We start from the raw sequence: 23,240 nt of genomic DNA, 5'->3' as shown, positions 1-23,240 counted from the left end.
GGGAGGCACTGCCACCTGCCTGAACTGCAGCCGCAGCTACATCGCCTTGAACAGGTGCGCGTAGAGGCGGCTCACCGGCAGCCGCTCGGGCCGCCCGCGCAGGGTGATGTGCTGCTTGCCCGCTTCATCGCGCGTGACGGTGGCGATGTGGGTGGCGCGTACCAGGGTGCTGCGGTGCACCTGCCAGAACTCCTGCGGGTCCAGCTGCTCGATCAGCTCCTTGAGGGCGGTGCGGATCAGGTACTCGCGCTCGGTGGTCAGCACCCGCACGTACTTGTCGGCGGCTTCGAAATAGACCACCTCGGCCACCGGCACCATGTGGATCTGTGAGCCATGGCTGGCCTGGATCACGCTCAGCCTGGCGGCGGGTTGTGCAGGCTGCGAAGGTGGTGGCGGTGGGGTTGCACCCACGCCCGGCGCCTGCAGCAGCGCACGCAGCTGGGCCATGGTGGCCTCCAGCCCGGGAGGCGTCATGGCCGCTGCCGGGGCTGCGCAGGCGTGGCGCTGTGCCAGCAGGTCCTGTACCTTGGCTACGGTGCGCGCCAGGCGGCGGGCCTCGATGGGTTTGAGCAGATAGTCCACCGCCTGGGCATCGAAGGCCTGCACGGCGTACTGGTCGTAGGCCGTGGCGAACACCAGGGCCGGGAAGGGCGCGTCGGCAGGCCAGGCGTCGGCCAGTTCCACGGCGGCGTCCAGCCCGGTCTGGCCGGGCATGCGGATGTCGAAGAACAGCACATCAGGCCGCAGAGCCAGCGCCTGCTGCACGGCCGAGAGCCCGTCGCCCACGGTGGCCACCACCTCCAGCGCGGGCCAGGCGCGGGCCAGCTCCTGGCGCAGGGCGGCGGCCAGCAGGGGTTCGTCTTCGGCAATCAGGGCACGGGGGGCGGGCGGGTTCATGGTTGGGGTGGATTTTTCAATGGAAAAATGACGTTTGCGCGCGTTCCACCTGTGTTTTCAGCTATCAATTCAAGAGTGCCTGCATTGCCATGCAGGGTGGCCAGCCGCTCGCGGGCCTGGGCCAGGCCAAAGCTCTGGCCGGGGCCGGGTGGGGGCATCTGCTCGGGCAGGCCCACGCCGGTGTCGATCACTTCCAGCACCAGCTGGGGGCCGCTGTCGCCAGGCCGCGTGCTGGCGCGCACGGTGATGTGGCCGCCCTCCACCTGGGGCTCCAGTCCGTGGCGGATCGCGTTTTCGACCAGGGGCTGCAGCAGCAGCGGGGGCACGGGCACGCTGCGCAGGGCATCGGGCAGGTCCAGCGTGTAGGCCAGGCGCGGGCCCATGCGCACCGCCATCAGCTCCAGGTAGTCGCGCAGGCGGTCAAACTCGTTCTCCAGCGGGTGCTGGGTGCTGCGCGACGCGCTGAGCGTGGCACGCAGGTAGGCAATCATGCGGTCCAGCATCTCCTGCGCGCGGGCGGGGTCGGTGCCGATCAGCACCCGCAGGTTGGCCAGGGTGTTGAACAGCATGTGGGGTTCGAGCTGGGTTTCCAGCAGTTTCAGGCGTGCCTCGGTCGCATGCATGCGCGCCTCGGCCATCTTGTCTTCCAGGTACGCCGATTTGTGGATGGCGTAGAAGTAGTAGCTGCCCACCAGCCCGGCAATGGCCGTGATGAGGATGGAGGTGCGCTGGTCGGCACCGGACAGCGATGCACCCGCCGGGTAGAAGTGGAAATAGTAGACGCACAGTGCATCGGCCAGCAGCGTGCCCGCCACATAGCCGATGACGATGCCCGCTGCCACCAGTGCGATGCCCTGCCAGCCCTGCGGCCAGCCTGTCTCGGCGGCCGACGGGATCAGCTCGCGGCCCAGGTCGATGATGGCCCAGGTGAAGGTGCCGATCAGCACCGAGTACACCACCGGCGGCCCGTAGGGTTTGTCGGGCATGAAGGCGTACTGGAGGGTGGCCACGACCAGCGTGAAGGCCACCACCTGCAGGTAGTGCCGCAGCTTGCTGACGCCACTGAAATCGCGGCGCAGCGTCATGGCCGGTTCTGGCGCCGCTGCAGGGCTTCGCGTTCGCGCTGCACCATGCGCTCGCGCAGGCCGCCGCCGGTGCCCAGCAAAAACACCGAGATGCCATGCAGCACAAGCCCCAGCCCCCAGCCCAGCAGCGGGTACACCGACCAGGGGCGGCTGCCAAACGCATAGTGCGACATGGCAAAAATCACGGCGTTGACCAGCACGAAGGCCACCGCATGCACATACCAGCCCAGCTTGGCGTTGGCGCGGCGACGGGCCAGCGCGTCCAGTTCTTCGGGGCTCAGAGGGGATTGCATGGTGATGGAGACGGTGGTCGCCTGGAGGGCGGGGAAGGGCGGATTGGGCTGTCAGGATTCTAGGGGGGCGTGCTGCGGCGTCCAGAGGCGTGCAGCAGCGTGTTATGCAGGGCAGGCCTGCCGCGCCACCGTGGCCACGGCCTGCGCATCCAGCGTCAGCCCCATGTGGTTCACGCCGGGCACCAGGGTGACGGGCACGGGCTTGCCTGCCTGGGCAAACAGGTCGGCAAAGCGGTCGGCGTGGAAGAGTTCGTCGTCTGTCCCGGCCACGATGCAGATGGTGCCCCGGGCATTTCGGATGTCGGCCTGGTAGTCGTTGTGGGGGCGAAAGTTGGTGGCCACCGTGTATGAATAGCGGGGCGTGAGCAGTTCGCGGGCTACGTCGTTCAGGGCGAAGCTCAGCACGGGCAGGTGGTTCCACCGGGTGATGCCGAACTGGTTGATCAGCGTGACGGCAATCATGCGCGGCAGGCCCACCGAGACCCAGCCGCCGCTGTCCGGCCGCGATGTAGGCGCGTTGTGGTGCAGGAAAGGCGACAGCAGCACATAGCGGTCAAACAGGCCCTGCCGCGCGCTGCCCGCAAAACGCAGCGCAAAACCGCCGCCTGCCGAGAAGCCCATCAGCGTTTGCGGGCCCGCGTGGGGCACGGCGCGCAAAAAGTCCTCGATGTCGTCTTCCATCTGACCGATATAGGCGGCCTGGCCCCGGGGGCCGGAGGCACCGTGCCCCCGCATGTCCAGGGAGGCCACGGCGTAGCCCGCTGCCGCCAGCGCCTGTGCCAGCACATGGTTGGACTGCCCGCGCGCGGAAGACCCGTGCACCAGCACCACCCGGCGCTGGGGAGCGCTTGCCGAGGCATCCGTGCCCCCTGTGCCCCCTGTGCTCCCTGTGGGGCTGTAGCCGTGCCAGGCCAGCGATGTGCCATCGCGCGCCGTGTAGCGCTGGGCCGGGGGCACATTGCTGTAGTCCACGTCCTTGAACGGGTTGTTGATGCTGGCCAGCGGCGGGATGTCTTTGGGGCCGCCCCAGGCAATGGCAGCGGCAAGCCCTGCGATGGCGGCGGTCAGGAGGAGGGCTGCGATCCACATGGTGTAACGGCGGCGGGGCTGGGGTGTGCGGGTGGGTGTCATGGAGGCGGGCTGGCCGGGGTGGCCGTGGAAGATCTGGAGCATACGGTGGATGGTGGCCAGGGCGCCACCCGCTGGAGGCTCAGCGATGGGGCGCTGGCATTGGCAGCAGGTGCTGCGCCAGGAAGGCCACGATGCGTGCGTCCACCTCCGGCATCTGGCTGCGGTCGAAACCGGGCGGGTCACCCAGCAGCTCCGTCTCCAGGCGGCCCAGCACATGGCTGGGTGGGGGCGGAGACAGGAGCATGCCGTGGCCGGCCTGGGGCAGATCGGCCACCACGGTGCAGGTCTGGCAGGCTTGCAGCACCTTGTCGCTGTGAAAGCGCGGCACCAGCCAGCGGTCCTGGCCCGCTGTCACCAGGCCGAGCGGGACCCTGGGGCGGGCCAGCGACGGAAAGTCGAAATCGGCCGCCGCAGGCACCCCCGCCACGATGGCGTGGATCCGGGGCTCATCGTGTGTTTGCCAGGTGGCGTCGTCAAAGCGCTGGCGGATCACCCCCAGGGCCACGGCTTTCTTGAGGCCATCCAGAAAATTGCCCCGCAGCTGCGTGATGAGGCCGACGCAGGAGGAAAAATCCTCTGCGATGTGGGCTTCGCAGTGCTGCTTGAACAGCGCAGGAGACCAGCGCCCGCCAGCCAGGCTCAGGGCGGTGTGGCCCCCTGCCGACATTCCGTACATACCGACCTTGTCCAGTTGCAGCAGGGGGGCGAGCTGGGCGTCCTCGGCCACGGCGTCGATGGCGCGGGACACCTCCGCAGGGCGCCGTTTCCAGCTTTCGGGGCCGGGGGTGGAGGGGTTTCTGGCGTTGTCGCCCGCGTGTTCCGGCATGGCCACCACAAAGCCTGCGGACACCAGCGCGCGGGCCAGGTCCGAATGCACCCAGGGGTTGCCGCCTGACCCGTGCGAAATGACCACCAGTCGGCCGTTGCCCCGCATGGGCGCCCCTTGGGGCGCAAGCGCCATGTGGAAGGGGCCACGCTGCACTGGCTGGTCTGTCGCGCTGCTGGGGTAGAACACGGTGACGGGGCCGTCGCTTTCCAGGCCGGGCACTTCTTTCAAACCGGTGCCCGCCTGGCTGGCGGTATGGAGGCATGCCGCGATGAGGGCGGCGATCCAGCGGTTTTTCATGGGGGCTCCTCGGGGTGTTGGGGCTCAGGAACGGGTGCCTTGGCGGGCTATGCGGTCGCGCTCGGCCTGCACCATGCGTTCGTGCAGGTTGCTGCCGCCCGCCAAGAAAAACACCACCACACCGTGGATGGCCAGGCCAATGCCCCAGCCCACGGCGGGGAACACTGCCCAGTGGCGCCCACTGCTGGCAGACAGCACGACCAGCAGCAGGTTGACGGCCAGGTACGCCCCGGCATGGGCATACCAGCCCAGCTTGGCGCCTGCGCGCTTGCGGGCCAGGCGCTCTGTGGGGTCGGAGATCAGGGAATGGTGTTGCATGGCAGACGCCTCGGTAATGGTTGGAGAGGGACAGGGCGCCAAGGCTCAGGCCGAGGCGGACGATGCGGTTGGTGTGGCGGCAAAGGCGGCACTGCGCCGCACCAGGCGCCACAGGCGCAGGGCGCGGGCGGCAAACAGGCCGTTGAAGACGCCGTACAGCAGGGCGATCTGCAAGGCAAAGCTGCTGTCGCGGGCCAGCGCGGGCTGCAGGGCCAGTTCCACGCCGACGAAGTACTTGGTCAGGAAGATGCCCAGGATCAGTCCCAGGGGCATGGCGCTGCCCGGGATGTAGAAGCTGCGCGAGGTGGCGGCATACAGCGTGCCGCTGGGCGCCGCAGGCTGCAGCCACAGGGCCAGCCCCGCGATGGCGCAAGCTGCCACCAGCCAGGCACCCACCGAAGTGCCGACCTGGCCTGCGCTGCCGAAAGCCGATACCAGACCGTACACCGACAGGCCCGTCATGGCCAGGGGCATGACCGTGGCCCGTGCCAGGCTGACATTGCGGCCCACCAGCTGGCTGGCGCCCAGTGCGATCAGGCCGGCAAGCAGGGCCCAGACCCAGTACGGGGTGTTCTGAATGATGGCGCCCAGCATCTGGGGTTGTTGGATGAGCAGGTTGGCGAGCATGGTGGAAGTTCCTGGCTGGAGGTGGATGGAGGAGGGGTGGCGGTATTCAGATCAGGCCCAGTGCGGACCAGACCGTGTGGCCCAGGAAGCGGTCGGGCAGCAATGTGAAGGCTCCGGCCCCCAGGCAGGCGCCGATGTAGATCCGTTGCATCATCTTGCGGTGGCCCACGATGTTGCGGCGCGCCAGGTAGACGAAAGCCATCACCAGCATGCCCAGCGTCACCGGAATGAACAGGTGGATCAGGCCAAAACTACCCCAGCGTGGGCCGGGGCCGCCGGTGATGAAGATGGCAGACACGGCGGTGGCCACCATCAGGGTGACCCAGGCATACCCGGCCGCACGATGCAGGCGGGGGCGCTGCGTGGCGCCCTGGCGGGCCCACAGGGCAATCGGGCCGATGGCCACGGCGGCCAGTGCGGCGGCGAGGTGGATGGCAATGACGGGTGTGATCTGCATGGTGGGGCTCCTGGCGCGTTCGATGGGGTGAACTGTGCCGGGAGCCCCCAGAGGCAGCCAGTGCCTTGCGACGAAATGCAGCCTTCGGGCCGTGAAATGCACGGGCGTGGCGTGAGTTGCGGGCCGTTTTCTGCGCTGAATGTGGCCCGCACCGGCGGCAGGCGGGCTCCGCCGCCCGTAGCGCCAGCACGCCCGGCGGATAATCCCGCTCCTATTTGCAAGGAGTGCGCGTGGACGTTGTATTGCTGGTGAAGGCCGCCATCATGGGGGTCGTGGAAGGGCTGACCGAGTTTTTGCCGATCTCTTCTACCGGGCATCTGATCCTGGCGGGGTCGCTCCTGGGGTTTGACGACGCCAAGGCCAAGGTGTTTGACATTGCGATCCAGACCGGCGCCATCTTTGCGGTGATCCAGGTGTACTGGCAGAAGATCCGCTCCACCCTCGTGGCCCTGCCCACCGAGCGCCAGGCGCAGCGGTTTGCGCTCAACGTGTTCATCGGTTTCCTGCCCGCCGTGGTGCTGGGCCTGCTATTGGGCAAGGCGATCAAGGCGCATCTTTTCACGCCGGTGGTGGTGGCCAGCACTTTCATCATCGGGGGCTTCATCATCCTGTGGGCCGAGCGCCGTCCGGCCTCTGCCACGCGCGTGCACAGCGTGGACGCGATGACGCCGCTGGATGCGCTCAAGGTGGGCCTGGTGCAGTGCCTGGCCATGATTCCCGGCACCAGCCGCAGTGGCTCCACCATCATCGGCGGCATGCTGCTGGGCCTTTCGCGCCAGGCGGCCACCGATTTTTCGTTCTTTCTGGCCATCCCCACGCTCATTGGCGCGGGTGTGTACAGCCTGTACAAGGAGCGGGCGCTGCTGTCCATGGCAGACCTGCCCATGTTCCTCACAGGGCTGGTCTTTTCCTTCCTCAGCGCCTGGCTGTGTGTGCGCTGGTTGTTGCGCTACATCAGCACCCACAGCTTCGTGCCCTTTGCCTATTACCGCATCGTGTTCGGGGTCGTTGTTTTGGTGACCGCGTGGACTGGCTGGGTTCAGTGGGCGGACTGATAATCCGTTCATGCGCAGCTCTACCGGATTGATTTTTATGCGTTCTGGCGTTCTGGCTCTGGTGTCGGGGTGGGCCCTGCTGCCCGCCTGGGCGCAAGACGCTGCGGCCCCGGACGAGCCCGCCGGGCCCAAGCTCCACTACGCCCTGGGGGCCATTGCCAGCAACGGCCCGGACTATGCAGGCGGTGATGGCCGCAAGAGCAGCCTGCGGCCCGCCTGGGCGGTTGAATATGGGCGCTTTCGCCTGAGCACCTCCCGCGGCAGCGCCTTCATGGGGCATGGCCTGGGGACTCCGCGCGAGTCGGGCGCCAGTGCCACCCTGGCACAAAGCGACCGTTTCAGCCTGAGCGCGGCCTTGCGCATCGACAAGGGCCGCGACGGCTCCGACGCCCCCATCCTGGTGGGCTTGCCGTCGGTGCGTTCCACGCTGCGCGCGCGGCTGAGCGCTGGGTATGCCATCACCGATCGCTGGTCGGTGGGCGCAGGGGTGTCGCAGGACATTCTGGGCCGCGACGGCGGCGCCCAGCTGTCCACCAGTGTGGGCTACACCTGGCCCCTCACCGAACAGACCAAGGTCACCATTGGCGCGGGGGCCAGTTTTGGCGATCGCGCCTACCTGCGGGGGCACTTTGGCGTGCCGGCGGGTGGCGCAAGCCCGCTGCCTGCGTTCGATCCGCGTGCGGGCCTCTACAGCGTGGATGGCGGGGTGGAGGTGATGTCGGCCATCAACCGCCACTGGGTGATCCTGGGTTCGGCCCGGGTGTCGCAGCTTCGTGGCGATGCGCGCCGCAGCCCCCTCACCGTGGAGCCGGTGGGTTACTCTGTGTCGGTGGGGCTGGCCTACCGCTGCTGCCGCTGAGGAACGACAAAGCCCGCCGCTCCATGGGGGGCGGGCGTAACTGTTACCGAAAGTGATAAGCTGCGGCAACCCCACTGCCGCGCGTTGCAGGCCGCTGTCGGTGCCCCGGTGGCTGCGGGCCACACGGGGCTGTAGTCTTCCTGTTGATGACCATGCCCCGATGGGCTTTCTCCGCATGATGCAAGACGAGCCAGAGTTGTCACTGCCTTCCGCTGCTGCGCGGAAGGAAACTTGGTCCAAGGCGGAGTTGCTGGACCTGATCTCCCGCAGTGCGGGTGCGACCATGGCGGTCATCGATCGCAGCCTGGTCATGATCTACGTCAACGAGGAATACGCACGCTGGTTTGGCACCGCGCCCGATCGCCTGGTGGGTAAAACGCTGGTGGATGTGTATGGCGAGCAGGACTGCGCCCGCTTCATGCCCTTTGTAGAGCGCGTGCTGCGGGGCGAACGGGTGCAGTACCAGCGCATGCTGCGCACACCTTATGGTTTTGACGAATGGCGCACCATCTGCCTCACACCGTGGCACAACAGCCAGGGCGCCATCGATGGCTTCATCACCACGGCGCTGGATGTGCACGAGCTGCAGGTGACCATGAATGCGCTGCGTGCCGCCAACCAGCGGCTGTCCTCCCACATGGAAAACAGCCCGCTGGCGGTGCTGGAGATGGACCACAAGCTGCAATTGCTGCACTGCTCACAGCGGGCGGTGCAGCTCATGGGTTGGCTGCATGTAGCGGGGCTGGAGGGGCGGCTGCTGACCGACCTGCTGGACCCCGCTTCCATGGACGACAGCCTGCAGCTGGCCTTGTCGCGCCTGCAGTCGGGTGAAGAATCGCAGAACCGCGCCGAGACCAGCTTTGTGCGCGGCGATGGCACCGAGGTGCATTGCGAGTGGTTCAACTCCGCGCTGACCGACGAAGACGGCCAGGTCACCTCCATCATGGCCCTGGTGCAGGATGTATCGGCCAAGATCCAGATTGCGCGCCAGCAGCACTACCTGGCCAACCACGATTCACTCACGGGTTTGCTCAACCGAGCGGCGTTTCAGGGGCGGCTGGAGCAGTCTCTGCTGCAGGCCCGCCGCAGCGCGGGGGCGGTTGCGCTGTTGTTCATTGACCTGGATGGCTTCAAGCGCGTGAACGATGCCGAAGGCCATCGCGCGGGGGATGAGGTGCTGCGCATCGTGGCCCAGCGCATCGCCAGCACGGTGCGGGTGGGCGACACCCTGGCGCGCCTCGGGGGCGATGAGTTCCTGGTCATGCTGGACCAGGAGGTCACGCGCGACGTGACCGACACCATTGGCCACCGCATCATCGAGGCCCTGCACCTGCCCATGGCGGTGGATGGACGCGATTTGTCCATTGGTGCCAGCATTGGCGTGGCGATGTACCCCCCGATGGAGGGCGACATCGATGCCCTCATGAACCGCGCGGACCAAGCCATGTATGCGGCCAAGCGCGCGGGCAAGGGGCGGCTGCATTACGCCCAGGTCGCTTGATCAAGCAAGGGCGGTGGCGAGGCTCGCCCCGCGCCTTTCTTCAGCCCTGTGGCAGCCGAATGCTCTGCTGGAAGTGGAAGAAGTTGGTGGGGTCGTACCGGGCTTTGACCTGCTGCAGTTGCGGGTAGGCGGGCCCCCAGTAGGCGTTCGCAAAATCCGACAGGCGTGCGTCCGGGTAGTTCTGGTAGACATGCCCGTTCAGGAAGGGCTTCACCAGCTGCATGAATCCGTCCAGCCAGGCCTCCATCTGGGCGCGCTCCGCAGGGTTACGCCAGAACACATCCACCACCAGGTCGGCATCCACATGGCGATGGATGAAGGCGCTGTCGGCCACCGGGTAGCGATTGATGGCGCCCCCATAGGGCTCCAGGTAGGCCAAGGACCAGGGGTTGGGAGAGGTTTTGAAGTAGTCGATGAGGCGCTGCCAGTCGGCGGGCGACAGCGGGGTGTTGATGTAGCCGCTGGCCTTGGTTTCGGCAATGCCATCCGGGAGATTGTCGGGCAGGGTGTAGGGGTGGTCCTCCAGCCAGATGTTCATTTCGGGGTACGTGCCGGTCTTGTCCACCAGCAGCTGGGCGCTGGGGATGGCCAGCAGCGGCGCAATGGCCTGCAGGCCAGCTTCGCGGGTGCCGCAGAACATGCCCTGCACCATGTAGACCGGCACACCTTGCTGGTAGCCCAGGTTCATCATGTAGCCCAGCGCGTCGGGGGCGCCCGTCTTCATGAAGCTCTTTTGCATCAACGTGAGCACCTGGGCAGCATGGGCCTGGTCCCAACTGATGGCCCAGGCCCACACCTGGTCGAGCCGGTGCATGCGGTATGTCACCTGCAGAACCACCCCGAAGTTGCCGCCGGTGCCGCCCCGCAAGGCCCAGAAAAGGTCGGGGTGGTCCTGGGCACTGGCCGTGACGATGGTGCCGTTGGCCAGCGCAACGCGGAAGGACTCCACCAGGTCGCTCTGGATGCCAAAGGCCCGCGAGGTGTAGCCATAGCCCCCACCCTGCACGAACCCGCCCACACACACACTGCCGCAGGCCCCCGTGGGCACATGCCAGCCGGTGTGGTTCATCGCACCGTTGAAATGATCGAAGTCGGTGCCGGGCAACACATGCACCCGTTCGCGTGCCGGGTCCAGCACCACACCCTTCATATCGCTCAGGTCCACCACCATGCCGCTGTTGACGGAATAGCCCGCCGTGCTGTGACCACCGCAGCGCACGGCCACCCACACCTTGTAGGCGCGTGCCACGGCCAGGCACTCCAGCACGTCGTTCTCGCAGGCGCAGTACACGATGATCTCGGGATAGGCCTGGAAGGCAGGGTTGGACTCTTGCCGGGCCTCGTTGTAGTCGGGGCTGGAGGGCAGGACGATGCGACCCACCAGCCGGGCCTCCAGTGAAGCGATGGCGTCCCAGGCGAGCGCCGGGCCGGGCGCTGCAGCCGCCTGGAGGGCGGCAGCCTGTGGGGCCGCCAGCGAGCGGAAATGCGCAACACGCGCGTCTTTGGCAATGCGGGCAGGGCTTTTGCGATGGGCCATAGCGAACGATCCTCCGTGAAAAGACGAAGTCCCGTGTGTACTGGATAGGTGGCGGCTTGACCAGCCGGAAATGGCCCGCGTTGCTTTTTGGCCCCGTGCCAGGGCCAGCGGGCGCGGCGCCGTTCCGCCGTGGTCAGGAGGACGAAAGCGCCAGGTCGCCCGTGTTGCGCCGCAGGCAGAACTTGCCGCCCTGCTTGCCGCTGTACATGGCAGCGTCCGCCAGCTTGAGCAGGCCGATGGCGTCGTTGCCATCGTGGGGGGCGATGGCATAGCCAATGGTCAGGCCCACCTCCACCCGCACATTCTGCAGAGAGAACGGTGTACGGAACGCATCCAGCAGCTTGTGGCCCAGCTCCTGCGCCTGCTGCAGGCTGTGCAGTTGCCCGGCCATCACCACAAATTCATCGCCGCCCAGGCGCGCCACCAGGTCGCTCTGGCGCACATGGCCCTGCAGGCGCCGGGTCACGGCGATCAGCAACTCGTCGCCCACGTCATGACCATGCTGGTCATTCACGGGCTTGAAGCCGTCCAGATCCATCACATACACCGCAAGCATCCGCTCGGGGCTGCAGCGCGACAGCGCGGACGCCAGCGCAATATTGAGCCCGCGCCGGTTGGGCAGGCCGGTCAACGGGTCGGTATGGGCCAGGGAGCGCATCACGTCGCGCTCGCGGTTGGCATCCAGCGCCTCCAGCCGCAGGGCCTTGGTGCGCAGGCCCAGCACCCGCATGAAGAGCAGCATGTCCAGCGTGGCTCCGAACTGGAAGGAGTGCATGGTCCAGAAGTTCACCGGCACCCGGCCGTTGATCACGCCGATGACGATGGCCGTGGCCACAAAATAGACCAGCCATGCGAGCAGCAGGCTGGTTCCCACCCCGTCGCCCCGGATGGCACGACGCGCAGCGCCCGGGATACCCATCAGCGCCGGAACCAGGCCCAGGATGCTCACGATGGCAGCGATGGCGCGGGTGGAGATGAAATCCAGCCCATAGGCCAAGGCCAGCAGCACACACAATACGGCACCGCCCCGCATGAAACGCATGAAACGGCCGCTGGATCCGGGCTCTGCCAGGGCCTGCCCGATGAAGAGGAACGAGCCACAGGTGGCAAGCAGGGCCGACATTCCCCCCATGTGGACCTCATGCCAGAGGCTGTCGCTCCAGAGGAACTGCCGGCCCACACCGAAAAGGTGCATGGAAAACAGCAGGCTTCCGGAGGTGAGCAGCGTGTAGTAGATGAAAAGAGGGTCACGCAGGCTCAGCCACTGGCCCAGGCTGTACACCAGCAGGCACAGGGCCAGGCCGGTGAGAACACCTTGCAGCATCTGCTCGTTGACGGCCTTGCTGAGCATGGCCGCGGGCTTGTAGAACGAGATGGGCAGGATCATCGCGCCCCGGGTCTCCACACGCACCAGCAGTTCATACGGCAGCCCGGACATCAGATTCAGCGGGATGGCGTGGGAGCGGCTTTGCAGGGGACGTTGCGTATACGGGTGCAGGCTGCCCAGGGTGGCTTGCTGGACCAGGTACCCGCCGGTCGTGAGGTAGATATCGATGTGGTTCAGGTCGGAATGGTTGATGTCCAGAATCCACTGGGCGTCAGAGGTGGACGCCACCTCGAACGGGATGCGCAGCCACACTGCGTCGGGCCGCACGCCCAGCGTGGCGCCCACGCTGGAAGGGGGGGTGAACTTGTCGGCCAGCGGCAGCACGTCCCGAACGGAAAGCTGGCGGCTGGGGTCGCTCAGCAGCTTGACGGCGGGCCAGGCGTCGATGGCGCGCTTTTCATCGCTGAGCTGCAAGGCGGGACTGCTGGCCCATGCGCCAGGGCAGGCCAGCAAGGCCCACAACAACGCCAGCCAAAGGGTGTAGCGCAGCTGCAGCCAGGGCCGGTTCGGCATGGGGCGAAGGGCTGGTGTCATGGTGCCAGCGCCAGTTCGCCAGTGTTGCGCCGGATCGATCGCTTGCCCCCCTGCTTGCCCGCGTACATGGCCGCATCGGCCAGGCGGATCAGCCCCTGGGGGTCGTCGCTGTCCAGCGGAGCCAGGGCGTAGCCGATGGTCAGGCCCACTTTCAGGCGCAGATTGCCCAGGCCAAACGGCTGGTCGAACGCCCGCAGCAGCGCACGGCCCAGATCCTCTGCCTGCTGTGGCGTTTCGAGATGGCAGGCCATGATGATGAACTCGTCCCCCCCCAGCCGTGCGACCAGGTCGGTCTGCTGTCGGACACTGGATTGCAGCCGCTGGCCTACGGCCACCAGAAGCTCGTCGCCCACATCGTGGCCATACGAGTCGTTCACGGGCTTGAACCCGTCCAGGTCCATCAGGTACACCGCCACCAGACTGCGTTGTGAGCAGGTGGCCAGCGCAGCATGCAGTGCCTGCTGCAGGCCGCGCCGGTTATTCAGGCCCGTCAGAGGGTCGCTGTGGGCCAGTGAATGCATCAGGTCCCGCTCGTGCAGCGCCTCTTGTGCCTTGAGCCGCATGGCATTGGCACGCAGCCCCATGACCCGCAGGAAGAGCAGCATGTCAATCGTGGCGCCAAGCTGGAACGAGTGCAGCGTCCAGAAGTTGGCGGGCACCCAGCCCTGGACGAGGCACACCATGAGTGCTGCGGCCACCCCGTAGGCGATCCATGCGGCCAGCAGGGTGGCGCCGATCGGGTCCTTCTGCCGTACCCGTGCAATGGCGGCGGGCACGCTGATGATTGAGGGCAGGGGGCCCATCAGGCTCATGAAGGCAATCGCAATGGGCACACTCAGCCAGCCGAGCATGACGGCCGCGCAGACCACCGCAGTGATCGCGGCGCCAGTGCGCATGGCACGAGCGTAGCGGCTTTGCGGGTTGTCTGCCAGGGCGGCGCCCAGGAAGAGGAACGAACCCGCCAGCGCAATCAGCCCAGCGGCCAGTCCTGCATACCGGCTCATCCACAGATTGCCCGGCCATAAAAACTGATCGCCAATGCCGAAGAACTGCAGCGAAAAGCCTGCGCTGCCAAACACCACCAGCGCATAGAAGCCGAACAGCGGCTCGCGTTGCGTGACCCACTGGATCAGGCTGTACATCAGCAGGCAGAGCGCCAGCCCGTTGAGCAGACCCTGCAGCATCTGCTCGCGCAGGGCTTCGTGCATCTGATAAGGCATTTCGCCCACGGTGATGGGCAGGATCAGCGGCCCGGTGGCCTGCACCCGTATCAGCACGTCATACGCCTGCCCGGCCTGCAGGTCGAGGGCCATTGCGGGTGTGCGGCTGGACATCTGTGTCTGGCCGGGCTGGCGCGTACTGACCTGCTTGAGCACCTTGCCGTCGCCGATCAGGTAGATGTCGGCCTGCAGCGAGCTGTAGCCGATGTTGACCACCCAGGGGGTGCGCGGCGCTTCGGGCGCAATGATGGGGATGTGCAGCCACATCGCTGCCTTGTGTACGCCCAGGGAACCACCCCGCTGGGCGGGTGCCTCGAACGCCGGCAACTGGCTCAGCATGTCCTGCACCGAGAGCTGGTATGTGGGGTCTGCCTTGATTGTGATGGCCTCCCAGGCATTCACCTGGGGTCGATCCTGGGTCAGCACCAGGGGCGACGCCGCATTCGCGCCCAAGGGCAGAGCCATGGGGACGACCAGGCACAGCAGGGCGACTGCTACGCCGCAATGCGCGCGCCAATGCCGGGCCAGCATCAGAAGGGCGCAGAGCAGCGGGTACATCGGCCTGGCGTAAACAATGGCTATGCGGGTTGCTGCGCCTGGGGGGCGCTTGCGGCCTGCGCCTTGCGCGCCAACCCCGGGCTCCAGCTGCCATGTGTGGTCAACCGGTCTTCGATCCGGTTGAGCCAGCCGGGGGCGTGGGGGTCGTCGCTCCAGCTGTGCACCACCTGGTCCACCTGGTTCAGCAGCTCGGTGGGCAGTTGCAGGGGGCGGGTCTGGCTCATCAGCACGCGGCTCATGAAGTGGTAGCCCAGGATGCGGGTAAGCGTCCGCACGATGGAAAAGCGTGGCAGCACCATCCGCAGCAGCGTATCAATGGCCCGCGCGATCAGCAACACTCCCCAGAACAGTAGCGCCGACGGCCAGGGCGCGCGCTGGGTCAGGCCCAGGTCGCTGGCGGTGTCGCGCCCGCACAGGTAGCGGGTCATGAGTTCGGGGAAGGGTTTCACAATGCTCCAGGGCAGTGAGTTCTCCATGGTCTGCATCAGGGCCCGGCCCAGGGCGGGGCGTGGGTCGGGCACCACGGGTTCGGCGCGGCCCCGGGCCTGCATGCGGGCCATCAACGCGTGGCCCTGGTCCATGGTGTCCACCATCAGGGCCCGGTCAATGCCCAGGATGTGGCCCACCACGTTCCAGGCATGCAGGTAGGCCTCTTCGTCGGCCGGGCGCAAACCGATCCCCAGGCGGCGCAGGCTGCGCAGAAACACGTAGCCAAAGGTAAGCAAGGTGTAGGCCAGCTCCTCCTGGTTGCAGGGCAGGCCATCGCCCTGCAGGTTCCAGCCGCGCGCGTACAGCGTCTTGAACATGGCCTGGCGCCCACCGCCGGCGGGCAGGGCTTGTGCTGCCACCTGCCCGCTGCCCCCGGCCAGCAGCTGCTTCACGGCGTCTTGCGGGCTGCCATGCAGGATCAGGTTGCGGATGGTGGCGTGGATCAGCCGTACCTTGAGCACCTGGGCCACGCCCGCGCCGCGCTGGCCCAGGCCGCCGTGCATCATCACGGGGAAGATCATCGCCGCCGTGGAGCGGATGCGGTACTCTGCGTTCTGCTCCAGCTGGCCCGAGGTGTGCAGCACGCTGGAGAGGTCGGGGATCACATAACACTCTGGCAGGCTGGCACAGAACAGCAGAATGCACGACAGCGCCCCATGCTCCATGAAGAGCTTCTCGGCGCGTTCGATCTTTTTTGCGTCGGCCCAGGGCGGCAGCACCTGGGCGGTCTGCACGTAATGGTTCAGCGCCCGGGCCATGTCGGCGTCCACCCCGTCGCCCTGGGCGGTCCAGCCCACCAGGCTCTGGTTGTCCGTCCACTCTCCGAACAGACGGTTCACGGTGTCGATGCGTGTCCACTGCGGGGCGTCCACCGCGACATCCCCTGCGGGCCAGTCGCCCAGGATGTCGGCAATGGTCTTGTCTGCCAGCGGATCGGCGTGGTGCTGCATGCCGGCCAGTTCGGCATCCGAAATGGGGTGCGTATGCAAAGTGTTCTGGCTCATACGGGGGCCTTGGCGGGTGCGACCCAGCGCTGGTAGCCCGCCAGCGCACACAAGAGGGGGATGCCCATTGCAAAGGGTGCAATCGAGCGAATTTCGACGGGGTTGCCCAGCATCATCTGAAACACCATGTTGCTCCCATACAGTGCAAGCGGCACCAACGCATGGTGGCGCAAAAACGGGCTGCTGGGCTGCATGGCCAGTGATCGGACCGATAGGCGAAAGCCCAGAATGATCACAAAAGAGACAAACACCCAGCCAAAGAAGCCTTGCACCGTTTCGCCAAACCAGGCGCCATCGGTTTTGGTCATGATCCAGGCTTTGAGGGTGTAGACCATGTAGGGGTCGGCGCCCAGGTCAAACGCCGTGACAATCATCGCAGCCAGAAATGACAGCATGACGGTATTGCCCAGCCCGCGCACGCCGTCCACCGGGCTTTGCCAGACGATCAGGTTGGCAATCACATACCCCGCATAGGTCAGCGCAAACCACATCAGCGGTATCACGATGGGCACATCGCCCAGGCGCGGGCCCAGCACATCGGTGTAGGTGTAGTGGCCAAAAAACCAGCCGCGCGACGACCCCATCTGCTCGGCAAACCAGCCAAAACTCACGGCAATCAGCACAAACTGCAGTGCGGGCCGTGCGCCCAGCAGGTGCGTGGCGCTGGCCCAGCAGCAGGCAAACATCACCACCGACGCCACCACCAGGGCCATGGTCGTGTCGTTGTGGGTGCGAAACGCAAGGATGACCAGGTAAATCGCCAGGAGCAGATAGCTCAACGCGGGCAGGCGCGAGGCGAGGGAGGACTGTGCAGGCATGTCGGGTGTATCACGCTGTAACAATTCCCCCAGTGTAGGGGATTGCCCGGAGCGCCGCGCTCCCTGTTTGCCCTGATCAAAGGCGGTCCCTGCGGCGCTGTTTCAGGCGCTGCACCGGGGGTTTTGGTGATATAGGGAGGTCCGCTGGCGGTGGGCCCCGGGGCTCAGGCCTGGGTGAGTGAGGCCAGGTTCAACAGCGCGGCCTCGATGGCCGCTGCCGTGGCCTGCGGCTGCTCCATGGGGAAAAGGTGGCTGCCGTCCAGCATCATGGTGCGGCCCTCGGTGATGCGCAGCGTCATGGCCATGCCCACCTGTTTCATTTCTTCCGAGTCGCGCCCCCCGATGAACGCGGCCGGGCACTGCAGCGGGTGGGCGCTGAGCAGGCGGCCCAGGTTGTGCGGCAGGGTGTTGTAGATGGCGGTTTCCACCGCGCGGTCAAAGCCCAGCACACGTTTGCCGTCCTGGTCCTGCAGGCCGTGGATGATGTAGTCCTGCAACACCTCGGGGTGCCAGCGCGCAAAGGCCTTCTTCTTGCGGAAGTGCTCCAGCGCCTCTTCGTTGCTGGCCCAGCTGAAGCGGCGCTGGCGGCTCACGCGGCCGGGCGATATCGAGCCCACCACCTGTGCCCGCTTGGCCACGCCGACCACGTTGGCCTTCCAGCCGCCGATCAGCGGCGAGTCAATCAGCAGCACGCCGCGCACCAGTTCGGGGTGGCGGGCGGCGGCCATCACGCTCAGGAATCCGCCCAGCGAATGTCCCACCAGAAACACCGGCTGACCCAGCCGCTGCACCTGTGCGGTGGCAAAGTCGGCCAGCTGCTGCACTAGGTGGGGCCAGTTGTTGGTCACCGGATACTGTGGGTCGTGGCCATAGCGCTCCACCGCGCTGATCTGGAATCCACGGGCCTTGAGCAGCTTGAACAGCAGGCGGTAGGTACCCGCCGGGAAGCTGTTGGCGTGAGAAAAAACGATGGGGAGCATGGGCAAAGGGCGTACCGGCAGGGCAAGGGGGCAGGGCGGCCCGAAAGGCTTAGATGAGCCGGTCGGTGTGGGTCGTGATCTTCTTGAGCGGCTTGCTGCGTGCAGGGCTCACCATGATGGGCACCTCGGTCGCACCACCGCCCCAGGCCGGGTCCTCGATGCTGTCGAACACCTGGCGCAGCTTCTGGCCCCAGCTGTCGTGCAGCATGCGGAAGTAGGGGTTGTTCTCGTCGATGCAGACCACCTTGTCGGTGGCAAACCGGTCGGCCTCGTACACCACCAGGTCCAGTGGCAGGCCCACCGACAGGTTGGATTTGAGCGTGCTGTCCATGGAGACCAGCGCGCATTTGGCGGCCTCGTCCAGGGGGGTCTCGGGCGTGAGCACGCGGTCCAGCACCGGCTTGCCGTACTTGGATTCGCCCACCTGGAAGTACGGTGTCTCCGACGTGGCTTCAATGAAATTGCCCGCCGAGTAGACCTGGAACAGGCGCATGCCCTCGCCCTTGATCTGGCCGCCAAACACCATGGACACATTGAAGTCCACGCCCGAGCGCTTGAGCGCGGCGCCATCGCGCTCGTGCACATGGCGCACGGCCGAGCCCAGAACGCGGGCCGCATCGAACATGCTCTTGGCGTTCCAGATCGTGATGGCTTCGCCAGAATCACCGTCCTTGATCTGCTCGTTCTGCAGGATCTCGCGCACGGACTGCGAGATCGATAGATTGCCCGCCGACAGCAGCACCATGAAGCGGTCGCCCGCCTTTTCATAGACCATCATCTTGCGGAACGAGCTGATCTGGTCCAGACCGGCGTTGGTGCGGGAATCGGACAGGAAAACCAGTCCGGCGTTGAGTTTGATGGCGACGCAGTACGTCATGGAGCAATGGGGTTCGTTGGATGAAGGTAACCCGCGAGTTTAGTCGCCCGCGACCCCAAGGCCCCTGGCCCCAGCCGGGTGCCCCATCGTTGCGATGGCTGCTATTGGTGCAAAAATGATAGCAATCAGCGCTGTAGAACCAACCCCTGGTACCGCTGAGGCCCGAAAACTACCCTGCACGTTGCGAGGTGTCCCGGAGGCAGCCCGCAGCGTAGGCGGGGTCGTGTCGCTTCAGCCTGCCATCTTCTTGAGCTGGTACAGCGCATCCAGCGCCTCGCGCGGGCTCAGGGCATCGGGGTTGATACTGGCCAACGCCGCCTCGACCGGGCTGGCGCCCGCGCTCTCGGGCACCTCGGGGGCGGCAAACAGGTCCACCTGCAACTCGTCCTCGCCTGCACGCTCTTCCAGCGCCGCGAGCGCGTGGCGCGCGTGGTGCAGCACAGGCGACGGCATGCCCGCTAGTTTTGCAACCTGGATCCCGTAGCTGCGGCTGGCGGGGCCGGGCTGGATCTCGTGCAAGAAGACGATGTCCGCGCCGCTCTCGGTCGCGCTCACATGCATGTTGATCGCGTGGCGCGCCTTGGCGGGCAGCTCGGTCAGCTCGAAGTAGTGCGTGGCAAACAGCGTGAAGGCGCGCGTCTTGTCGTGCAGGTGGGTGGCAATGCCGCTGGCCAGGGCCAGGCCGTCAAACGTGCTGGTGCCCCGGCCAATCTCGTCCATCAGCACCAAGCTGTGCGGCGTGGCGGCGTGCAGGATCTGCGCGGCCTCGGTCATCTCCAGCATGAAGGTGGACTGCGCGTTGGCCAGGTCGTCGGCCGCGCCGATGCGGGTGTGGATGGCATCGATGGGCCCCAGGCGGCAGCTGGTGGCGGGCACATGGCTGCCAATGCTGGCAAGCAGCACGATGAGCGCCACCTGCCGCATGTAGGTCGATTTACCGCCCATGTTGGGGCCGGTGATGACCTGCATGCGTGTGTTGGTGTTCAGCCGCGTGCGGTTGGCGATGAAGCTGCCGCTGGAGGTCTCGGCCAGGCGGGCTTCGACCACCGGGTGGCGGCCGCCTTCGATCTCGATGCAGGGCTCGGGCACAAACTGCGGCGCGCACCAGTTGAGTGTGAGCGAGCGTTCGGCGAGCGTGCACAACACATCGAGCGTGGCCAGCGCCTGCGCCAGCCGCGTGAGGGCAGGCACATGCGGCTGCAGCTGGTCCAGGATCTGCTCGTACAGCCATTTCTCGCGGGCCAGGGCGCGCTCGTTGGCGGACAGCGCCTTGTCTTCAAACGCCTTGAGTTCGGGCGTGATGAAGCGCTCTGCGTTCTTCAGCGTCTGGCGGCGGCGGTAGTCGTCGGGTACGCGGTCCAGGTTGCTGCTGGTCACCTCGATGTAGAAGCCGTGCACCTTGTTGAACTGCACGCGCAGGTTGGCTATGCCGGTGCGGGCCTTTTCGCGCGTTTCCAGCTCCAGCAAGAAGGCGTCGCAGTTGGTCTGGATGGCGCGCAGTTCGTCCAGCTCGGTGTCAAAGCCCGTGGCGATCACGCCGCCGTCGCGCACCAGGGCGGCGGGCTCTTCGGCAATGGCGGCCTGCAGCAACGCCGTGCAGCCTTCGGGCGGGTGCAGGTGGCCAAAAATTTGAACCAAAAAAGGCTCTGGCGCGCGTCCATTAAGCGCTAGTAGCTCTGATTTTTGTAGCGTCTTGCCCAGGCCCACCAGTTCGCGTGGGCGCACCTGGCGCAGCGCAATGCGGGCGGTGATGCGTTCCACATCGCTCACGCCCTTGAGTTCGCCGCGCAGTGTGGCCCAGGGCCCAGAGCCGCCGCCAGCACCCCCCGCTCCGCGCAGGGCTGTGGTGGCTGAGAGGCGCTGGCGTGCCTCGGCACGATCGCGGCGGGGTTCCAGCAGCCAGGTCTTGAGCAGGCGACTGCCCATGCCGGTCATGCAGGTGTCGAGCAGCGAAAACAGCGTGGGCGCATCGTCGCCGCGCAAGGTCTTCACCAGTTCCAGGTTGCGCCGCGTGGTGGCGGGCAGGTCGATGAGGTCGTCGTTGCGCTGCACCTGCACGCTGTGCACATGCGTGAGCGTGCGGCCCTGGGTATGTTCGGCGTAGGTCAGCAGCCCGGCAGCGGCGGCGTGGGCCTCGCCCAGGTCTTGTGCGCCCCAGGCCTGCAGGCTGGCGGCACCCAGGTTTTCGAGCAGCTTGCGCTCGCCCAGGGCGCTGTCGAACTGCCAGTCGGGGCGGGGGCTCATGGGGCAGGTGAAGGCGCCGCCTTGGCGCAGCACCTGCAATTGCTGCTCGAAGCGTTCGGTCACGCCGGCGCTGTAGATCAGCTCGCTGGGGGCCACGCGCGCCAGCCAGGCGCCCAACTCGTCCAGCGCACATTCGGCCAGGAACACGCGGCCCTGCGTCACGCTCAGCCACGCCAGGCCGCAGCGCGCGCGGGGCGCCTGGTGCACGGCCATCAGCAGCGATTCGGATTTGTCGGACAGCAGCTCGGTATCGGTCAGCGTGCCGGGCGTGACCACGCGCACCACCTTGCGCTCCACCGGGCCCTTCGCCGCGCCCACCTCGCCCACCTGCTCGGCAATGGCCACCGACTCGCCCATCTTGATCAGGCGTGCCAGGTAGTTCTCCAGCGCATGGAAGGGCACGCCCGCCATCACCACCGGCTGCCCGCCCGACTGGCCGCGCTGCGTGAGCGTGATGTCGAGCAGGCGTGCGGCCTTTTCGGCGTCCTGCCAGAAGACCTCGTAGAAGTCGCCCATGCGGTAGAACAGGAGCGTTTCAGGGTACCCGGCCTTGAGGGCGAGGTACTGCTGCATCATGGGCGTGTGGTGTTCGAGCGTGTCGGACATGCAGGGGGCGGGGGGAATGAGGCGTGGACTGTAGCAGCTTGCCCATGGGGTTTCCCCTCAATGATTTGCCGCAGGTTTTGTAGCTTTGTTACGTTTTGACATACTCTTGGCTGTATGCTGGCAGCTTGGCTTTGACCGCAAGCGCTTTCCATTGCGAGGGCGCTTTTCCCAACCCCAGGATTCGAAGGTTTCAGAGCGACCGTGATTTCGTCCGAACTGTTGACCGACCTCCTCGCCCCCGTGGGCGACGGCCTTATCGAGCCCATGGCGCAGGCGCGCCTGCAGGCTCTGGTGGATGCGGTGCCGGTGGCGTTGATGGAGTTCCGGCTGCAGAACGGCCGGTTGGTGCTGCTGGCGGCCAACGCGGCCGCACGCCGCATGCCGGGGCTGGGCGCTGTGCGCGAGCCCGGTGCGGATGCCAGCGAGGTGTTCGACCTGCTGGCGAGCACCTCTTTGCTGGACCAGCTGTATGGCGTGGTGCGCGTAGGGGTGCCGCTGGAGTGCCGCCAGGTGGTGCGCGAGCCCGGGCGCTTGCTGCTGGCCTGGGATCTGTCCGCGCGCCGGGTCACCCACGATTGCATCATGGTCACGGTGCGCGACGCCTCCGAGGCCGAAACCTTGCGTGCTGCGCTGGCCGCGTCCGAGCGCTCGCTCGAAGAAGTGCGGCGTGAGCTGCGCGAGCAGACCGAAGTCTTCAACACCATGGAGAGCCTGGCCCGCACCGGCCATTGGCGCCGCATTGAAGACCCGGGCGAAACCGTGCTGCTGTGGTCGCCCGGCCTGTGCAACATCGCCGGTTTTGAACAACAGGAATGGGTGGACCCGGAGCGCGCCGTGAGCGGCATCCTGCCGGAAGACCGCCATGTGTTCGACAAGATACGCGAGCGCGGATCTGGCCTGGATGTGGAGTACCGCTGGCGCCGGCCCGACGGCGAAGTGCGCTGGATGCGCTCGCGCGTGCAGCGCACGCTGCCGCGCGATGGCGTGCAGGTGGTGATGGGCGTGGTGCAGGACGTGACGGACGAGCACCGTGCGGCCGAGCAGCTGCGCGAACAGCTGTTGTTCATCCAGCGCATTGCCAGCCGCATCCCGGGCTTCATCTACGAATACCGCCTGCATTCCGATGGCAGCACCAGCGTGCAGTACATCAGCGATGCGGTGCGCGAGTTCATGGGTGTCGAGCCCCACGAGGTGACCACCGACCACGGCGTGCTCATGCACCGGGTGGTGCCTGAAGACCTGCCGCAGGTGCAGCGCTCGGCCATGATGTCGGTGCGCAAGCTCGTGCCCTGGCAGTGCGAGTACCGCGTGCGCATGAACGATGGCAGCGTGCGCTGGCACATGACCAACGCTGTGCCCCACCGCGAAGCCGATGGCTCGGTGGTGTCGCATGGTTTCACCATGGACATCACCGACCGCAAGCTGGCAGAGCAGGAAATCGAGCGCCTGGCCTTCTACGACGCGCTCACCGGCCTGCCCAACCGGCGCCTGCTGCTGGACCGCCTGCAACGCTCCATCGCCGCCTGCCAGCGCACCAAGAGCCTGGGCGCCTTGCTGTTCATCGACCTCGATAACTTCAAAGACCTCAACGACACCCTGGGCCACGACATGGGCGACCAGCTCTTGTCGCAAGTGGC

At 66.5% G+C, this 23,240-nt stretch carries 20 protein-coding genes; 4 read left to right on the top strand and 16 right to left on the bottom strand.

What is annotated here, in order from left to right:
• Nucleotides 1-36 precede the first annotated feature (36 nt).
• The 8 genes from AC07Z7_RS21140 to AC07Z7_RS21105 all read right to left on the bottom strand — a co-directional run bounded on the left by AC07Z7_RS21140 (nucleotide 37) and on the right by AC07Z7_RS21105 (nucleotide 5,934).
• Nucleotides 37-897, bottom strand: a complete 861-nt coding sequence (locus tag AC07Z7_RS21140) for a LytR/AlgR family response regulator transcription factor (RefSeq protein ID WP_494767566.1) — start codon at nucleotides 895-897, stop codon at nucleotides 37-39.
• Complete coding sequence (locus AC07Z7_RS21135; RefSeq protein ID WP_494767565.1) at nucleotides 894-1,982, bottom strand: sensor histidine kinase; 1,089 nt, start codon at nucleotides 1,980-1,982, stop codon at nucleotides 894-896. The genes AC07Z7_RS21140 and AC07Z7_RS21135 overlap by 4 nt, the downstream gene beginning before the upstream one ends.
• Nucleotides 1,979-2,275 (bottom strand): 2TM domain-containing protein, encoded by a 297-nt coding sequence (locus AC07Z7_RS21130; protein ID WP_494767564.1) that lies wholly within the window; start codon nucleotides 2,273-2,275, stop codon nucleotides 1,979-1,981. The genes AC07Z7_RS21135 and AC07Z7_RS21130 overlap by 4 nt, the downstream gene beginning before the upstream one ends.
• Before the next feature lie 102 nt (nucleotides 2,276-2,377).
• Nucleotides 2,378-3,448, bottom strand: coding sequence for an alpha/beta hydrolase (locus AC07Z7_RS21125; RefSeq protein ID WP_494767563.1), 1,071 nt, complete (start codon nucleotides 3,446-3,448; stop codon nucleotides 2,378-2,380).
• Between the two features lie 37 nt (nucleotides 3,449-3,485).
• A complete protein-coding gene (locus AC07Z7_RS21120) occupies nucleotides 3,486-4,532 on the bottom strand; it encodes an alpha/beta hydrolase family protein (protein ID WP_494767562.1) in 1,047 nt (348 codons plus the stop codon).
• 24 nt (nucleotides 4,533-4,556) lie between these two features.
• Nucleotides 4,557-4,850: a 2TM domain-containing protein gene (locus tag AC07Z7_RS21115; RefSeq protein WP_494767561.1), complete on the bottom strand. Its 294-nt coding sequence runs from the start codon at nucleotides 4,848-4,850 to the stop codon at nucleotides 4,557-4,559.
• 45 nt (nucleotides 4,851-4,895) lie between these two features.
• Entirely contained in the window at nucleotides 4,896-5,477 is a 582-nt protein-coding gene (locus AC07Z7_RS21110) for a DUF6622 family protein (RefSeq protein WP_094288555.1), read from the bottom strand.
• A 46-nt stretch (nucleotides 5,478-5,523) separates the two neighbouring features.
• Nucleotides 5,524-5,934: a DUF2306 domain-containing protein gene (locus tag AC07Z7_RS21105; RefSeq protein ID WP_094288558.1), complete on the bottom strand. Its 411-nt coding sequence runs from the start codon at nucleotides 5,932-5,934 to the stop codon at nucleotides 5,524-5,526.
• 230 nt (nucleotides 5,935-6,164) lie between these two features.
• Here AC07Z7_RS21105 and AC07Z7_RS21100 point away from each other — a divergent pair, with 230 nt between their 5' ends.
• The 3 genes from AC07Z7_RS21100 to AC07Z7_RS21090 all read left to right on the top strand — a co-directional run bounded on the left by AC07Z7_RS21100 (nucleotide 6,165) and on the right by AC07Z7_RS21090 (nucleotide 9,349).
• Entirely contained in the window at nucleotides 6,165-6,989 is an 825-nt protein-coding gene (locus AC07Z7_RS21100) for an undecaprenyl-diphosphate phosphatase (RefSeq protein ID WP_494767560.1), read from the top strand.
• Nucleotides 6,990-7,026: 37 nt separating this feature from the next.
• On the top strand, nucleotides 7,027-7,848 hold the full coding sequence (locus AC07Z7_RS21095; protein WP_494767559.1) for a MipA/OmpV family protein: 822 nt from the start codon (nucleotides 7,027-7,029) through the stop codon (nucleotides 7,846-7,848).
• Between the two features lie 175 nt (nucleotides 7,849-8,023).
• The gene (locus AC07Z7_RS21090; protein ID WP_094288621.1) at nucleotides 8,024-9,349 is read left to right on the top strand and encodes a diguanylate cyclase domain-containing protein; all 1,326 of its coding nucleotides are present in this window, start codon (nucleotides 8,024-8,026) and stop codon (nucleotides 9,347-9,349) included.
• Nucleotides 9,350-9,389: 40 nt separating this feature from the next.
• Here the strand turns inward: AC07Z7_RS21090 and AC07Z7_RS21085 are convergent, their stop codons facing one another.
• From AC07Z7_RS21085 to mutS, 8 genes are all read right to left on the bottom strand, one after another.
• Entirely contained in the window at nucleotides 9,390-10,886 is a 1,497-nt protein-coding gene (locus AC07Z7_RS21085; RefSeq protein WP_494767558.1) for an FAD-binding oxidoreductase, read from the bottom strand.
• A 133-nt stretch (nucleotides 10,887-11,019) separates the two neighbouring features.
• On the bottom strand, nucleotides 11,020-12,807 hold the full coding sequence (locus AC07Z7_RS21080) for a diguanylate cyclase domain-containing protein (RefSeq protein ID WP_494767557.1): 1,788 nt from the start codon (nucleotides 12,805-12,807) through the stop codon (nucleotides 11,020-11,022).
• Nucleotides 12,804-14,558: a diguanylate cyclase domain-containing protein gene (locus AC07Z7_RS21075; RefSeq protein ID WP_494767567.1), complete on the bottom strand. Its 1,755-nt coding sequence runs from the start codon at nucleotides 14,556-14,558 to the stop codon at nucleotides 12,804-12,806. Before AC07Z7_RS21075 ends, AC07Z7_RS21080 begins: the two co-directional genes overlap by 4 nt.
• Nucleotides 14,559-14,605: 47 nt before the next feature.
• Nucleotides 14,606-16,078, bottom strand: coding sequence for an oxygenase MpaB family protein (locus AC07Z7_RS21070; protein ID WP_494767556.1), 1,473 nt, complete (start codon nucleotides 16,076-16,078; stop codon nucleotides 14,606-14,608).
• The gene (locus AC07Z7_RS21065; RefSeq protein WP_252658530.1) at nucleotides 16,075-16,896 is read right to left on the bottom strand and encodes a carotenoid biosynthesis protein; all 822 of its coding nucleotides are present in this window, start codon (nucleotides 16,894-16,896) and stop codon (nucleotides 16,075-16,077) included. The genes AC07Z7_RS21070 and AC07Z7_RS21065 overlap by 4 nt, the downstream gene beginning before the upstream one ends.
• Before the next feature lie 164 nt (nucleotides 16,897-17,060).
• Nucleotides 17,061-17,876 (bottom strand): alpha/beta fold hydrolase, encoded by an 816-nt coding sequence (locus AC07Z7_RS21060; RefSeq protein ID WP_494767555.1) that lies wholly within the window; start codon nucleotides 17,874-17,876, stop codon nucleotides 17,061-17,063.
• A gap of 49 nt (nucleotides 17,877-17,925) precedes the next feature.
• A complete protein-coding gene (locus AC07Z7_RS21055) occupies nucleotides 17,926-18,753 on the bottom strand; it encodes a proteasome-type protease (RefSeq protein WP_094288572.1) in 828 nt (275 codons plus the stop codon).
• Between the two features lie 231 nt (nucleotides 18,754-18,984).
• Nucleotides 18,985-21,603 carry a DNA mismatch repair protein MutS gene (mutS, locus tag AC07Z7_RS21050; protein ID WP_494767554.1) on the bottom strand — a complete coding sequence of 873 codons (2,619 nt, stop codon included), beginning with the start codon at nucleotides 21,601-21,603 and terminating at the stop codon, nucleotides 18,985-18,987.
• A gap of 201 nt (nucleotides 21,604-21,804) precedes the next feature.
• Between mutS and AC07Z7_RS21045 the strand changes: the two genes are divergently transcribed.
• Nucleotides 21,805-23,240, top strand: a 1,436-nt coding sequence (locus tag AC07Z7_RS21045; protein ID WP_494767553.1) for a PAS domain-containing protein, incomplete at its 3' end; no start/stop codon positions are given.

The sequence above is a fragment of the Acidovorax sp. GW101-11A03 genome (genome assembly GCF_059424825.1).
Note: the sequence above shows the minus strand (reverse complement) of the source record. Positions and strands in the feature narration are given on the sequence as shown.